13 protein-coding genes are annotated in these 13,461 nt (G+C 73.5%); 5 read left to right on the forward strand and 8 right to left on the reverse strand.

Features of this window, described 5'->3' with window-relative positions; all coding sequences use genetic code 11:
* Positions 1-48 precede the first annotated feature (48 nt).
* Genes alc through F9C41_RS32420 form a run of 3 tightly spaced genes read left to right on the forward strand, consistent with a single transcriptional unit; the run spans position 49 to position 2,717 of the window.
* On the forward strand, positions 49-1,035 hold the full coding sequence (gene alc / locus F9C41_RS32410) for an allantoicase (protein WP_155390609.1): 987 nt from the start codon (positions 49-51) through the stop codon (positions 1,033-1,035).
* Position 1,036: 1 nt separating this feature from the next.
* The gene (locus F9C41_RS32415; protein ID WP_120315662.1) at positions 1,037-1,588 is read left to right on the forward strand and encodes a nucleotidyltransferase family protein; all 552 of its coding nucleotides are present in this window, start codon (positions 1,037-1,039) and stop codon (positions 1,586-1,588) included.
* Positions 1,548-2,717 carry an XdhC family protein gene (locus tag F9C41_RS32420; protein WP_230690181.1) on the forward strand — a complete coding sequence of 390 codons (1,170 nt, stop codon included), beginning with the start codon at positions 1,548-1,550 and terminating at the stop codon, positions 2,715-2,717. Before F9C41_RS32415 ends, F9C41_RS32420 begins: the two co-directional genes overlap by 41 nt.
* A gap of 42 nt (positions 2,718-2,759) precedes the next feature.
* On the opposite strand, the gene F9C41_RS32425 is transcribed toward F9C41_RS32420, so the two are convergent.
* Together F9C41_RS32425 and F9C41_RS32430 are read right to left on the reverse strand one after the other, a co-directional pair.
* Positions 2,760-3,752 (reverse strand): SWIM zinc finger family protein, encoded by a 993-nt coding sequence (locus F9C41_RS32425; protein WP_155390610.1) that lies wholly within the window; start codon positions 3,750-3,752, stop codon positions 2,760-2,762.
* A gap of 8 nt (positions 3,753-3,760) precedes the next feature.
* Entirely contained in the window at positions 3,761-6,931 is a 3,171-nt protein-coding gene (locus F9C41_RS32430) for a DEAD/DEAH box helicase (RefSeq protein ID WP_230690182.1), read from the reverse strand.
* 133 nt (positions 6,932-7,064) lie between these two features.
* On the opposite strand from F9C41_RS32430, the gene F9C41_RS32435 reads away from it, so the two are divergent.
* The gene (locus F9C41_RS32435; RefSeq protein WP_155390611.1) at positions 7,065-7,370 is read left to right on the forward strand and encodes a GNAT family N-acetyltransferase; all 306 of its coding nucleotides are present in this window, start codon (positions 7,065-7,067) and stop codon (positions 7,368-7,370) included.
* Between the two features lie 6 nt (positions 7,371-7,376).
* On the opposite strand, the gene F9C41_RS32440 is transcribed toward F9C41_RS32435, so the two are convergent.
* Together F9C41_RS32440 and F9C41_RS32445 are read right to left on the reverse strand one after the other, a co-directional pair.
* Complete coding sequence (locus F9C41_RS32440) at positions 7,377-8,117, reverse strand: SCO1664 family protein (protein WP_269059008.1); 741 nt, start codon at positions 8,115-8,117, stop codon at positions 7,377-7,379.
* A gap of 213 nt (positions 8,118-8,330) precedes the next feature.
* Complete coding sequence (locus tag F9C41_RS32445; protein WP_155390612.1) at positions 8,331-8,918, reverse strand: DUF3090 family protein; 588 nt, start codon at positions 8,916-8,918, stop codon at positions 8,331-8,333.
* Positions 8,919-9,006: 88 nt separating this feature from the next.
* Here F9C41_RS32445 and mshC point away from each other — a divergent pair, with 88 nt between their 5' ends.
* Complete coding sequence (gene mshC, locus F9C41_RS32450) at positions 9,007-10,248, forward strand: cysteine--1-D-myo-inosityl 2-amino-2-deoxy-alpha-D-glucopyranoside ligase (protein ID WP_155390613.1); 1,242 nt, start codon at positions 9,007-9,009, stop codon at positions 10,246-10,248.
* A gap of 88 nt (positions 10,249-10,336) precedes the next feature.
* On the opposite strand, the gene F9C41_RS32455 is transcribed toward mshC, so the two are convergent.
* The 4 genes from F9C41_RS32455 to F9C41_RS32470 all read right to left on the reverse strand — a co-directional run bounded on the left by F9C41_RS32455 (position 10,337) and on the right by F9C41_RS32470 (position 13,279).
* Positions 10,337-10,807 (reverse strand): hypothetical protein, encoded by a 471-nt coding sequence (locus F9C41_RS32455; RefSeq protein ID WP_155390614.1) that lies wholly within the window; start codon positions 10,805-10,807, stop codon positions 10,337-10,339.
* Positions 10,808-10,971: 164 nt separating this feature from the next.
* The gene (locus F9C41_RS32460) at positions 10,972-11,331 is read right to left on the reverse strand and encodes a hypothetical protein (RefSeq protein ID WP_155390615.1); all 360 of its coding nucleotides are present in this window, start codon (positions 11,329-11,331) and stop codon (positions 10,972-10,974) included.
* Between the two features lie 69 nt (positions 11,332-11,400).
* A complete protein-coding gene (locus F9C41_RS32465) occupies positions 11,401-12,222 on the reverse strand; it encodes a GntR family transcriptional regulator (RefSeq protein WP_155390616.1) in 822 nt (273 codons plus the stop codon).
* Between the two features lie 190 nt (positions 12,223-12,412).
* Complete coding sequence (locus F9C41_RS32470; RefSeq protein ID WP_120315654.1) at positions 12,413-13,279, reverse strand: PAC2 family protein; 867 nt, start codon at positions 13,277-13,279, stop codon at positions 12,413-12,415.
* Positions 13,280-13,461: the final 182 nt, after the last annotated feature.

Raw genomic sequence — 13,461 nt, forward strand, 5'->3', positions numbered from 1 at the left:
CAGCAGGCATGGCACTCGCGCCGGCGACGAGCGTAGCGAGGAGTGGGCATGAGCTTCGAGGAGCTGCTCGACCTCGCGTCGCGGGCCGTCGGCGGCAGCGTCGTCGGGGCCAACGACGAGTTCTTCGCCGAGCGCGACAACCTGGTCAACCCGTGGGCGCCGACCTTCACCCCGCGCACCTTCGGCGCGAAAGGCCAGGTGTACGACGGCTGGGAGACCCGTCGCCGCCGCGAACCCGGCCACGACCACGCCCTGCTCCGGCTCGGCGCGCCCGGTCACGTACACGGCGTCGTCGTCGACACCGCGTTCTTCACCGGCAACTACCCGCCCGAGGCGTCCGTCGAGGGCTGCCGGGCCGACGGCTACCCCTCGCCCGCCGAGCTGGCCGACGCGGACTGGTTCCCGCTGGTCGAGCGCTCGGCACTGCTGGGCGACACCCGCAACCGCTTCCCGGTCGACGCGGGGCCGCTGGTCACCCATGTCCGGCTGACCATCCACCCCGACGGCGGCGTGGCCCGGCTGCGGGTGCACGGCACCCCGGCCCCCGATCCGCGCCTGCTGCCCGACACCGTCGACCTCGCCGCCGCCGAGCTGGGCGGCCGGGTCGTCGACTGCAGCGACCGGTTCTACGGCTCACCCGGCAACCTGCTGCTGCCCGCACTCGCGGCCAGCATGGGCGAGGGCTGGGAGACCCGGCGGCGGCGCGACGGCGGCAACGACTGGGTCCAGGTGCGGCTCGCCGCGGCCGGCGTGATCGCGCTGGCCGAGCTGGACACCTCGCACTTCAAAGGCAACGCCCCCGGCTGGGCGGCGCTGACCGGGCCCGGCGGCGAACCGCTGCTGGCGCGCACCCGGCTGCAGCCCGACACCCGCCACCGGTTCCGCCTGTCGTACGACGGCCCGGTCGACGGGGCACGCCTGGACATCTACCCCGACGGCGGCATGGCCCGGCTGCGCCTGTACGGCAGCCTGACGGCCTCCGCCCGGGACAGACTCGCCGCACCGTGGACGGATCAGGAGGCTGGGGGAGGCTGACATGGCTGTCGGGGGATTGCTGCTCGCGGCGGGGGCCGGGCGGCGGTACGGGATGCCCAAGGCGCTGGCCGTGGTGCCGGGCGACGGGGAGCTGATGGTGCAACACGCGCTGCGGACGCTGCGCGACGGACAGTGCGATCCGGTCGTGGTCGTGCTCGGTGCGGGAGCCGGGCGTGCCCCGGCGCTGCCCGGCGCGCTCGTGGTGATCAACAAGGAGTGGCGGACCGGCATGGGCTCGTCCCTGCGCGCCGGTTTGGCGGCGCTGCCGCCACAGGTGGACGCTGTAGTGGTGCTGCTGGTGGACACACCGGGGATCACCGCCGAGGCGGTACGCCGGGTCGGCGCGGGAGCGAAGCCGGACACGCTGCGGGTGGCGACCTACGGCGGGGACGGCGGGCATCCGGTGCTGCTCGGACGCGACCACTGGGCCGGGGCGGCCGAACTCGCCGTGGGCGACGTCGGAGCCCGGCCCTACCTGGCCAGGCACGAGGTGGAGACGGTGCCCTGCGACGATGTCTCCGACGGTGCGGACCTGGACGTCCCCCGTGCGTGACGTGCTCGACGACCTGTTCCGCGGCTGGGAGTCCGGCGCGGTCGCGGGCGTGGCGACCGTGGTGCGCACCTGGCAGTCCGCGCCGCGGCGACCGGGCGCGTCGATGCTCGTCGCGGCGGACGGGGAGGCCGTCGGCAGCGTCTCCGGCGGCTGCGTCGAGGGCGCCGTGTACGAGCTGGCCACCGGCGTCGCCGCCGACCCGGGGGCGCGGCCGGTGCTGCAGCGCTACGGCGTGAGCGACGACGACGCGTACGCCATCGGCCTGACCTGCGGCGGCATCATCGAGGTGTTCGTCGAGCAGGTGTCACGCGAGACGTTCCCGCAGCTCGGCGAGGTGGTGGCGGCGGTCCGGGCGGGCCGCCCCGTGGCCGTGGCGACCTGCCTCGCCCCGGCCGACTCCCCGCGCTTCGGGCACCGGATGGTCATCCACGGCGACGGGACGGCGGGGACGTTCGGCTCCGCGCGGCTCGACGCCGCCGTCGCCGACGACGCGCGCGGGCTGCTGGCCGCCGGGCGCACCGGGATGCTGCACTACGGCCCCGACGGCGAGCGCCGCGGCGACGAGCTGGCCGTGTTCGTGAACTCGTACGCCCCGCCCGCTCGCATGATCGTGTTCGGGGCGATCGACTTCGCCGCCGCGGTGGCCCGGATCGGCTCGTTCATGGGCTACCACGTGACGGTCTGCGACGCCCGCGCCGTGTTCGCCACCCCGAAGCGCTTCCCGTCCGCCGACGAGGTCGTCATCGAGTGGCCGCACCGCTACCTGGAGGGCGAGGTCGCCGCGCAGCGCGTCGACGGGCGCACCGTGCTGTGCGTGCTCACCCACGACCCGAAGTTCGACGTGCCGCTGCTGGAGCTGGCCCTGCGGCTGCCCGTGGCGTACATCGGCGCGATGGGTTCCCGCCGTACCCACGACGACCGGCTGGCCCGGCTGCGCGAGGACGGCCTCACCGAGGCCGAGCTGGGCCGGCTGCGCTCGCCGATCGGCCTGGACCTGGGGGCGCGCACCCCGGAGGAGACCGCGGTCAGCATCGCCGCGGAGATCGTGGCGCTGCGCTGGGGCGGCACCGGCGCGGTGCTGTCCGAGGTGGACGGACCGATCCACCGTGCGGGCCCGCTGGGCCGCTGACCGGCGGTCGCGGGGCGCGCACAGGCAGACGTCGTCGACGTGTCAGCGGTCGGCTTCCTCTCCGGTCAGCAACGGGGACGACCAGCGGTGCCGCACCATCGCCTCGTATGCGGGCGTCAGGGCCTGTGCGAAGTCCACGCCACGGACCGCGAGGCCCAGCGGGCCGAGCCGCTGCAGCAGCCGGGCCGCCGCCTGCGGGTCGGCGGGCGGCGTCGCGGGCAGCGGTCCGCCGGTCCAGAAGCAGCTCAGCTCGTCGCGCGCACCGGAGCCCTCGGGGGTGCCGCCTGCCTGCTGTTGGCGGTGCGCCCGCAGGGCGTCGAGCAGCTCGGCACGGGGCAAGCCGCGCCAGTGCAGGATGGTGAACGGGTCCTCGTCGAACTGCTCGGCCAGCAGGTAACACACCGCCGCCGCGTGTTTGCACGGGTTGCCCCAGTCCGGGCACGAGCACGTCAGGCGCAACCCGCGCATGGCCGGGAACAGCGACATGCCCAGCGGCGCCAGAGCCTGCTCGATGTCCTCGGGCATCCGTCCGGCCAGCAGCGCGGCGCTGAACGCGGCCTGCTCGGCCAGCGCGCCGACGGCCCGCCGCCAGTCGGTCGCCGTGAACGGCGCCACGCTGACGGTGACCGCGTAGGGCTCGTCCCGGGAGCCCTGCACCTGCGCCGTCACCTCGCCGGGTGACACCACCAGCGAGAGCACCTGGCCGGACCGCGCGTACGACTTGCCGCGGCTGAGCCGGCTCGCGGTCTCCGGCGATTCGATGGCCTTCAGGAAACGGCGCGACCACCAGGTCGTGGCGATGTCGCCGCGCCGGCTGCGGGCCCGGATGCCGTCGGCGGGCAACCGCGGCTTGGCGGACGGGAAGCCTCGCCACGACCGGTCCGCCCCCGCGTCCTCGCCGAGGTCGGGGCCGCCGGCCCCGTGGACGTCGGGCTCGTGTTCGGCGGGCTCGTGTTCGGCGGGCGGCCACCCGTCCAGATCGTGCTCGCCACCGGGGGGCCATTCGTCCAGGTCGTGCTCGTCGTGCTGCGCCATGCCCGCCCCTACTCGACGACCGCGTCGCGGTTCAGCGCGACCAGGTCGCGCAGCGCGTCGGTGGACAACTCGGTCAACCACGCCTCGCCGCTGCCGACGGTCGCCTCGGCGAGGGCCTTCTTCTGCTCCAGTACCGCGTCGATGCGCTCCTCCAGGGTTCCCGCGCACATCAGCTTGCGCACCTGCACGTCGCGGCGCTGCCCGATGCGGAACGCCCGGTCGGTGGCCTGGTTCTCGACGGCCGGGTTCCACCAGCGGTCGACGTGGATGACATGGTTCGCCGCGGTCAGGTTCAGCCCGACGCCGCCGGCCTTCAGCGACAGCACGAACAGCCCGGGACCGCCCTCGCCCTGGAACGCCGCGACCATGCCGTCACGGGTCCTGCGGTCCACCGCGCCGTGCAGGAACGGCACGGGCTGGGCGAAGACCGCCGACAGGTGCTCGGACAGCATCCCGCCGAACTCGGCGAACTGCGTGAACAGCAGCGCCTTCTCGCCCGCGGCGAGCACCTCCTCGCAGATCTCCTCGACCCGCGCCACCTTGCCCGACCGCCCGGCGATCCGTGAGCCGTCCTTCAGCAGCTGGGCGGGGTGGTTGCAGACCTGCTTCAGCTTGGTCAGCGTGGCCAGGATCAGGCCTCGGCGGTCGATGCCGTCGGCCTGCGCGACCTGGCGCAGCATGTCGTCGAGCACCGCCTGGTACAGCGTCGCCTGCTCGCGGGTCAGGTTGCAGGCCACCGTCATCTCGATCTTGTCGGGCAGGTCGGAGATGATGCTCGGGTCGGTCTTGACCCGGCGCAGCATGAACGCGCCGGTCACCCGGCGCAGCCGCGCGGCCGCCTGCTCGTCGCCGTCCCGCTCGATCGGCACGGCGAAGCGCCGCTTGAACGACTCCGCGCTGCCCAACAGGCCGGGGTTGGCAAACTCCATGATCGAATGTAGGTCGGCCAGCCGGTTCTCGACCGGGGTGCCGGTCAGCGCGATCCGCCGTGGCGCGGGCAGCGCCCGGATCGCCCGCGACTGCTTGGCCGCCGCGTTCTTGATGGCCTGCGCCTCGTCGACCACGATGCGCCGCCAGCCCACCTCCGCCAGGCCTTTCTGATCCCGCAACGCCAGGCTGTACGTGGTCAGCACCAGGTCGACGCCCGCGACCGCGGCGCGGAACTGCTCGCCGGTCAACCGCTCCGCACCGTGGTGCACGTGCACCGCCAGCTTCGGGGCGAACTTCGCCGCCTCCCGCTGCCAGTTCGCGACCAGCGACATCGGGCAGACCAGCAGCGTCGGGCCCTGCCCCGGGGTCTGCTGCCGTTCGCGTTCCAGCAGCGCCAGCACCTGGATGGTCTTGCCCAGGCCCATGTCGTCGGCCAGCACCGCGCCCGAGCCGAGCGCGTCCATGAACGACAGCCAGCCCAGTCCGCGCTCCTGGTAGGGGCGCAACTGCGCGCCGAACCCGTCGGGCGTCGGCAGCGCCTGGAAGCCGGAGCCCGGGCCGCCGGCCAGCAGCTCGCCGAGCCAACCGGTGGCGGCGACCCCGACCATCGGCAGTCCGGTCTCGGCGCCCTCGCCGAGCAGGCCCGCACGCAGCACGTCCCGCGCGGTCATCGGGCGCGCCCGCGACCTGCCCAACTGCTTGAGCCCGGCGGCGAGCCGGGCCTGGTCCACCTCGACCCACTGCCCGCGTACCTTCACCAGCGGCGACTTCGCCTCGGCCAGCGCCGCCAGCTCCTGTTCGGTGAGCACCTCGTCGCCCAGGGCCACCTGCCAGGCGTACTCGACGAGTTGGTCCATGCCGAGCTGGGACTCCTTGGCGACGATGCCCGGCTGCGGCGGCGTCTGCGCGCTCAGGCGCAGCCCGAGCCGCGGCCGCGGGCCGCTCCACCAGGCGGGCAGCAGCACCCCGACACCCGCCGCGGTCAGCGCCGACGCGTGCCGGCGCAGGAAGATCAGCGCGTCCTCGCCGTCCAGCGCCATGCCGACCGGCGCGGCCTGCCGCAGCACCCGCGCCAGCGGCGGGTAGTGCTGCGCGGCCCGGCCGAGCCCGGCCAGCAGCGCGGCCTGCGGATCGAGCCCGGCCTCGGCGAACAGCAGCGCGTTGCCGTCCAGCCGCCACACCTCGTCCGCCCCGGCGACCAGGGACGGGTCCTCGTGCGACTGGAGCAGCAGCGCCAGCCGCCAGATGCCCCCCTCGTCCTGGTCCTCAGCCCTGGTCGCGTCTGCGCCGTCGGGGTCGAGCGCCCTTTCCGGCCCGCCCGCGAGGCCCCTACCGGCCGTCCAGCCGGGCGCGGCGTCGTCGCCGGGGGCGATCAGGCGCAGGCAGGTGCGCACCAGCCCGCCGGCCCGCGACCTGCCGCCCTCCCGCCACGTGTCCAGGGTCTCCGACAGCCGGTTCGCCTCGTACGGGTTGAGCTGGTCCGCGTCGATGACGTTGTCGGCAGAGGTGAGGGCCGTGAGCACCTGCTCGGCGGCCTGGGTCTGCCGGGTGGCCCGCCCCCGGCGCTCCGGCAGCAGGGCCGGGCCCAGGCCGGACACCGCCTCGTTGGCCAGCGCGTCCACCATCGAGTCGAGCGCCGCGTCGAACACCGCGTCGGCCGGGGCGAGGGCGACCTCGTCGTCGTAGAGCCAGCATCGCAACGCCGGGGGCATCGCCGCGAGCAGCGGGATGCGTACGGCGGCGACCTGCAGCGACGAGGCCGCCCGCCAGTCGGCGAACCAGTACTGGCCCTCCTCGTCCCAGGTCAGCGCCGGGGTCACCAGCCCGCTGCCGACCACGTGGGCAGCCGCGCGGGCCAGCGCGGTCGCGAAGCGCACGGTGGCCCCGCCGATCGGGGCGAGGCCGGGTAGCAGCCGCAGTGCCGCCGTGGCGTCCATCCGCAGCGTGGGCACGACGAACGCGGCCAGGTGGTCCGGCTCCGGGCCGGTGCCGAGTTCCGCCGACGGCGTCGGCCGGCCGCCGTACGCCGGCAGGGCCAACACCGACCAGCCCGGCTGGAGCTCGCCGTCCGGGTCTGCAGGCGCTCCCAGCGCCGCGCCCAGCGACGAGGCGGTCACCGCGAACGGATGCGTACGCGGCCGCCGGGTGCGGCGCTCGCGCTGGGCGGGCAGCGCGGCCCGCAGGTCCGCGTCCTCGGCCCAGAACTCCCAGCTGCCGTCTGCGGTGTACACGCAGTGCGCGACCAACACGCGCGGACCTCCGGGTTCGGGAACGAGCGGACCGCCGCCGATCCTCTCACGGCGGCCGTCCCGGCACCCCCTGCACACCACCGCCACCAGCCGCAACGTCGGTCACACCAGGGCCGCGGGCTACGATGACCGGATGTCGATCGACGTGACGGACGCGCCCGGGCGCGAGCGGTTCGAGGCCCGCGACAGCGCGGAGCAGACGGTGGCCGGGTTCATGACGTACCAGCTCACCGGCAATGTCATCGTGTTCACCCACACCGAGGTCTCCCCGGCGTACGAGGGCAAGGGCGTGGGCAGCGCGCTGGCCCGCACGGTGATGGAGGACTCCCGGGCGAAGGGCCGCACGGTGGTGCCGATGTGCCCCTTCCTGGCCGGCTGGCTGGACAAGCACCCCGAGTACGCCGACATCACCGCCCAGGGCACCAAGCGGGTCAAATAGCACCCGTCAGATCGGGGGCCACGGGATGGCGTGGCGGTCCTCCGGCGGCTGCGGCAGGCGTCCGTCGGCCACCAGCTGCTTGATGCGTGTGCCGACCGCGTCGACCTCGGCCGTGGTCAGCAGATCGTCCAGCACACCCGGATCGAAGGCGCGCAGCGCCGCGGCCACGTCGGTCGGCACCGCGCGGCCGGCGAACCCCCACAGCACCGTGCGCAGCTTGTCCTCGGTGTGGAAGCAGATGCCGTGGTCGACGCCGTACACCCGCTGATCCGGGGTGGCCAGCACGTGCCCGCCCTTGCGGTCCGCGTTGTTGATCACAGCGTCGAACGCGGCCAGCCGGGCCAGCCGCGGGTCGTCGGCGTGCGCCAGCAGGTACGGCCGCCCGTCCTCGTCCTCGGCGGCGGCGATCGGCAGCCAGCCCTTGGGCAGCTCGTTCGCGGGCACGAAGTCGACCGGCGGCTCCACCGTCTCGTCCAGCCACAGCTGGCACGACCCCGGCCCGAGCGGCCCGTCGCGCATGACCGTCGGCGGCACCAGATCCCAGCCCAGCGACTCACTCACCGCATAAGCGGCGACCTCCCGGGCGGCCAGGGTGCCGTGTGGAAAGTCCCACAGCGGGCGCTCGCCGCGCACCGGCTTGTACACCGCCCGCACCGACCGCCCGCCGCCGGACAGGATCACCCGCAGCGTGGTGTTGGAGGCCTCGATCAGCCGGCCCTCGATCTCCATCTCGGCGTCGCGCAGCAGCCGGCCGAGCTCGGCCGGGCCGCCGCCCGAGGAGGGCTGCGCGCCGGGCGCACGGGCCCTGCCGCGGTCGCCGGAGCTGCCGCGCTGCTGCTGCGCACCGACCGGGCCGTGCTCGCCGGTGTGCGTCTGGTCGCCGGTGGGAGGGATGGCGGACCTCACCTTCGGATGTGGCTGCGTGCTATCCGGGTGACGCTACTCCGCCACCGGACGTTCTCACCTGCGGTGATAGCCGTTGTGCCGGGGGCACAGGTGCCCGGCCGGGTCCAGCGGCTGCCCGCACAGCGGGCACGGCGGCCGGCCCGCGGCCACCACCCGCTTGGCGCGGTCGATGAACTGCCGCACCTCCGCCGGGGTCAGCCGCACCCGCAGCCGGTCGAGATCGTCGGAGATCTCCGGCGTCGCGTCCTCGTCGTCGACCTCGTCCTCGGCGGTCTCGGTCTCGGCGTCGAACTCGGCCTCCTCGGCCGCGATCGCCTCGATGATGACCGTGCTGGTCTCGACGTCGAAGGCCAGCCCGAGCGTGCCGACGCGGAACTCCTCGTCCACGGGGGTGTCCAGCGGCTCGTTGTCGGCAGGGCCCTCGGCCGTGGCGGGCAGCTCCGCGCCGAACCGCTGATGCGCCTCGGCGAGCAGCTCCTCGAGCTTCTCCGCCAGCAGTGCGACCTGCATCTTCTCCAGAGCCACGCTGACCAGGCGGCCGCCGCCGCGAGCCTGCAGATAGAACGTACGCTCGCCCGGCGGACCCACCGTTCCGGCGACGAACCGCTCCGGCGGCTCGAATGCGTACACCTGATGGGTCATACCTGCGACCCTAGCGTCACGCCCGTGCAAGCGGGTAACCGCGCCAGGGGAGATCCGCTCTCGGCATAAAGCTGGTTAGGCTGGCGCCATGGAAACGTGGTCCGGTCTTGACATCCCGCGCCTGCCTGGCGCCGGACAGCCGCTGGCGCTGTTCGACTCCGCCCGCCAGGGCGCCTTCCCGAGCCGCCCGGTGGGCGGGCACGCGACGATGTACGTCTGCGGCATCACGCCCTACGACGCGACACATCTCGGCCACGCGGCGACCATGATCACATTCGACCTGGTGAACCGGATGTGGCGCGACGCCGGGCACGACGTCGTCTACGTCCAGAACGTCACCGACATCGACGACCCGCTGCTGGAGCGGGCCGCCCGCGACGGCGAGGACTGGAAGGTCCTCGCCATGCGCGAGACCGCCCTGTTCCGCGAGGACATGGAGGCCCTGCGGATCATCCCGCCGAGCCACTACGTGGGCGCGGTCGAGTCGATCCCGGTCATCGCGGAGAAGGTCGTCGAGCTGCTCGACCAGGGCGCCGCGTACCTGCTCGAAGACGGCACCGGCGACGTGTACTTCGACATCGCCGCCGCGCCCCGGTTCGGGTACGAGTCGAACCTGTCGCGCGAGCAGATGCTCGCCTTCTTCGCCGAACGCGGCGGCGACCCCGAGCGCGCCGGCAAGCGCGACGCGCTCGACCCGCTGCTGTGGCGCGGCCGCCGCGACGGGGAGCCGTCCTGGCCCGGCGGGGTGCTCGGCGCGGGCCGCCCCGGCTGGCACATCGAGTGCGCCGTGATCGCGCTGGAGCTGCTCGGCGAGACCATCGACGTGCAGGGCGGCGGCAACGACCTGCTGTTCCCGCACCACGAGTGCTCCGCCGCCCACGCCGAGGTGCTCACCGGCAAGTCGCCGTTCGCGGCGCACTACGTGCACGCCGGCATGATCGGCCTCGACGGCGAGAAGATGAGCAAGTCCCGCGGCAACCTGGTGTTCGTGTCCCGCCTGAGGTCCGACAAGGTCGACCCGATGGCCGTGCGGCTGGCCCTGCTCGGCGACCACTACCGCGCCGACCGCCAGTGGACCGACGAGGTCTTCGAGACCGCCGCGCACCGGCTGGGCCGCTGGCGCCGAGCCGCCCGCGCCACTGCCGCGCCGTCCGGCGCCGAGCTGCTCGCCGGCATACGCGCCAAACTCGCCGAGGACCTCGACACCCCCGGCGCCCTGGCCCTCATCGACGCCTGGGCCGACGACACCCTCGCCGGCGTCGGCACCGACCGCCAGGCCCCCGCCCTCATGACCGAAACCCTCGACGCCCTCCTCGGCCTCAAGCTCTAACCCCCTCCAGCGACGATCTTGCGTGGACTGTGGGTACGACACACTCGTACCGGGCAAAAGGGCAACAGTTCACGCAAGATCGTCGCGATCATGAGTAGGGCAGCAGGCGGCGGCGGTCCAGTTCGGTGATCAGGGCGGTCATTTCGGTGGGAGTGACGCGGACCTTGCCCAGGGTGGCTTTCGGGTCCTCGGTGACCGGGGTGGGCAGGCTGCTGCCGTCGGTCAGGTCGATCCACAGGGCTGGGGCACCGTTGTCGGGGCGGACGCTGAAGGCCTGCACCTGGTTGAAGTGCACGGGGCGGACACGGCCGTCGAGGACGTACACGTAGGCGTACGTGGCGTGCACGCCCCGCTTCAACATCCGGGCGCAGTACACGGCAGCTGCCCCGACTGCCACCACCAGCAGCACGGGGACGACGCCGACGGCCCGGTGCCGGACCACGCTCGACAACGCCGACATCAACCCGAGGCCGCAGACCAGCAGTGCGGCCAGCAGCTCGACGTAGCCCACCGGCCGCGGCGTCAGGCGGTCACCTGGCGCGTCGATCACGGTCCTCATGCCGGACAGTCTGCGTCGCGGGCGCGAGGACTACCAGGTGGCGCGTGTCACGGGCGCTGGTCGAGGGGGTGAGGACACCGCCGCCACCCGTGGGCGCGGCAGCGCGTCGCGGTCACCCGTCAGCGCACACCGCGCGGCTTGGCGACGCCGACCCGGCCGTGAGGCTAGCCGCGGGGGCGGGGCTGCGGGCGGGGCCGGACGGCGACCCGGGACGGCCGCTGCGGCGGCGCCTGGCGCGCGCGGGCCGGTGCCGCTGCCTGCCGCCGCAACGTCAGCGCGACGTGACCCAGCCGCGCGGCCAGCGCGAACACGCCCACGGTCAGCGCGCCGAGCAGCAGCACACCGGTGCTGGGCACGCCGTCGACGATGCCGACCACCAGGACGGCCAGCAGGGCTATTCCGATCACGAGCACGACGAGCGCGCCGAGCAGCGCCACCAGCGCCTGCGGGGAGTGTGAAACCGCGCCGTCAGGCCTATTCCCGGCACCTCGCTGCGCTCCGTTGGAGAATCGGCGAAGGGTCATGCAACCATCCTTGCGGCGAACGCGCGGGTGCGCAGGCGAAAAGGTGTCGGGCACCCGACAGTCCGCAGATTAGCCCAGGACAAGGCCAGGATCGGGATCTCCGTCCAGGTCGGCGTCCGGGCGTGGCGTGGGCACCCGGTATTCCTCCGTCAGTGTCGTCATCGGTCCCGGCCAGGTCGCCTGCGCCACCTCGATCACCTTGTGCTCGCCGTCGTACGCGACGTGCAGCAGGTGCAGCACCGGCGTGTCCGGCCGGATCTGCAGCGTCTCGGCCTCCTCGCGGGTGGGCAGCCGCGCGGTGATGGTGTCGGTCGCGGTGACGTAGCGGCGGCCGGTGACCTCCTCGACCTCCTGGTAAAGCGGCCGGCCGAAGGACTCCAGGCGCTCCAGCGGGGTGCCCGCCGTGTCCTGCGGGCGCAGCCAGGCGGAGCCGACCTCGACCACGGCGTCCTGAGTGCGCACCAGGTGCCGGCGCACCACCAGCAGGGTCGAGTCCGGCACGCCGAACGCGTCGGCGACCTCGGCCGGCGGGGTGGCCCGGGTGACCTCGGTGAGCTGCTGGCGATAGCGGGCCGCCAGGTCGGCGTGGTAACCGCGGTGCGCGCCGTAGCGGCCGCGGGACAGCCGGTTGAGCCGCCGCCGGGTGCCGCGCACGTACGTCCCGGAGCCCGGCTTGGTGATCAGCAGCCCCTCGACGCGCAGCTGGTCGATGGTGCGCTGCACAGTCTGCTTCGCGACGCCGTACATCTGCGCCAGCGCCGGGATGGAGGGCAGCTGCTCTCCGGCGGCCCAGTCGCCTCGTCTGATCTTGGCGCGCAGCTGGGCGGCGATCTGCCGGTGCGGGTGCTCCGCCGCGCCCGGATTGATCCCGCCGATGCCCGTCTCGGTCATGAGGCGATCATGCCGCACAAATGTCCGAATACCTAGCGACCTAGGAAGCCCTTAAGCGGCGTGTCGCCCCCCACATGCCGCGCGGCGCCCGCCCCACAGGCCGCGACTCTTGAGGACTCGCGGCCTGCGACCATGCCGAAAGGCGCAACTCGTTAAGAGTTGCGCCTGGTGGCGGGCGGGGGTGAGTGGTTTACCAGGTGCCGTGGGTGGGGCCAGGGGAGCCGCCGCGGCGGCGGAGGTACTTCTCGAACTCGACGGCGATCTCGTCGCCGGACAGCGGCTTGGCGACGTCACCGGCGCGCTCTTCGAGGTCGCGGAGGTATTCGGCCAGTTCGGCGTCCTGGGCGGCGGCCGCGCGGACCCGGTCCTCCCACTCGGCGGACTCCTCGGCCAGGTCCAGCATCGGCACCGGCAGGTCGAGGACCTCCTCGATGCGGTGCAGCAGGGCGAGCGTGGCCTTCGGGCACGGCGGGTTGTTCGCGTAGTGCGGCACGTGCACCCAGAACGACATCGCGTCGATCTCGGCGCGGGAGGCGCTGTCCTGGAGCACCCCGACGATGCCGGTCGGACCCTCGTACCGCGTGGGGGTGAGCTCGATCTTCTCCTCGCCGGCGTGCTTGCCGGTCACCGTGCCGCTGATCGGCAGCGGCCGGCTGTAGGGCACATCGGCCAGCAGCGCGCCCAGCAGCACGATCTTCTCGATGCCCAGGCTGTGGCAGATCTCCAGGATCTCGTTGCAGAACGTACGCCACCGCAGGCTGGGCTCGATGCCGCGGATCAGCACCACGTCGTGCTGCGCCCCGGGCGGCGAGGCGACCATGAACTTGGTGCTCGGCCACTCGATGCGCCGGGTGTCGTCGACCAGGGTGATCAGCGGCCGGTTGACCTGGAAGTCGTAGAACTCCTCCGGGTCCACCGACGCCACCTCACGCGCGTCCCATACCTGCTCGAGGTGCTCGACCACGGCAGTGGACGCGTCAGCGGCATCGTTCCACCCCTCGAAGGCGGCGATGGCGACGGGGGAACGCAGGACAGGAAGGCCGTCGAACTCGGTCACGCCTGTCAGCCTACGGCGCTGCGCCGGATCGTCCAGGCGGGTCGGGTCCGCAAGCGTGTCGCAACAGGCGTACGCAGGGCGATGATCGCGAGCTGTGGCGGGAGACACGCCGGCCGGGCGTAGATTGAGGACCGGACCGGTGTCAGGGCTTCCGCCGCAGTCACCACGCACGCATCGCCTGC

The organism is Catellatospora paridis (genome assembly GCF_009720365.1).
GTDB classification, from domain to species: Bacteria; Actinomycetota; Actinomycetes; order Mycobacteriales; family Micromonosporaceae; genus Catellatospora; species Catellatospora paridis.

Excerpts from the sequence above, each read along its gene's own strand:
- F9C41_RS32455 (WP_155390614.1), bottom strand. The coding sequence starts at position 10,807 with ATGAGGACCGTGATCGACGCGCCAGGTGACCGCCTGACGCCGCGGCCG.
- F9C41_RS32465 (WP_155390616.1), bottom strand. The coding sequence starts at position 12,222 with ATGACCGAGACGGGCATCGGCGGGATCAATCCGGGCGCGGCGGAGCAC.
- F9C41_RS32415 (WP_120315662.1), top strand. The coding sequence starts at position 1,037 with ATGGCTGTCGGGGGATTGCTGCTCGCGGCGGGGGCCGGGCGGCGGTAC.
- F9C41_RS32445 (WP_155390612.1), bottom strand. The coding sequence starts at position 8,918 with ATGACCCATCAGGTGTACGCATTCGAGCCGCCGGAGCGGTTCGTCGCC.
- F9C41_RS32425 (WP_155390610.1), bottom strand. The coding sequence starts at position 3,752 with ATGGCGCAGCACGACGAGCACGACCTGGACGAATGGCCCCCCGGTGGC.
- alc (WP_155390609.1), top strand. The coding sequence starts at position 49 with ATGAGCTTCGAGGAGCTGCTCGACCTCGCGTCGCGGGCCGTCGGCGGC.
- F9C41_RS32420 (WP_230690181.1), top strand. The coding sequence starts at position 1,548 with ATGTCTCCGACGGTGCGGACCTGGACGTCCCCCGTGCGTGACGTGCTC.
- mshC (WP_155390613.1), top strand. The coding sequence starts at position 9,007 with ATGGAAACGTGGTCCGGTCTTGACATCCCGCGCCTGCCTGGCGCCGGA.
- F9C41_RS32460 (WP_155390615.1), bottom strand. The coding sequence starts at position 11,331 with ATGACCCTTCGCCGATTCTCCAACGGAGCGCAGCGAGGTGCCGGGAAT.
- F9C41_RS32435 (WP_155390611.1), top strand. The coding sequence starts at position 7,065 with ATGTCGATCGACGTGACGGACGCGCCCGGGCGCGAGCGGTTCGAGGCC.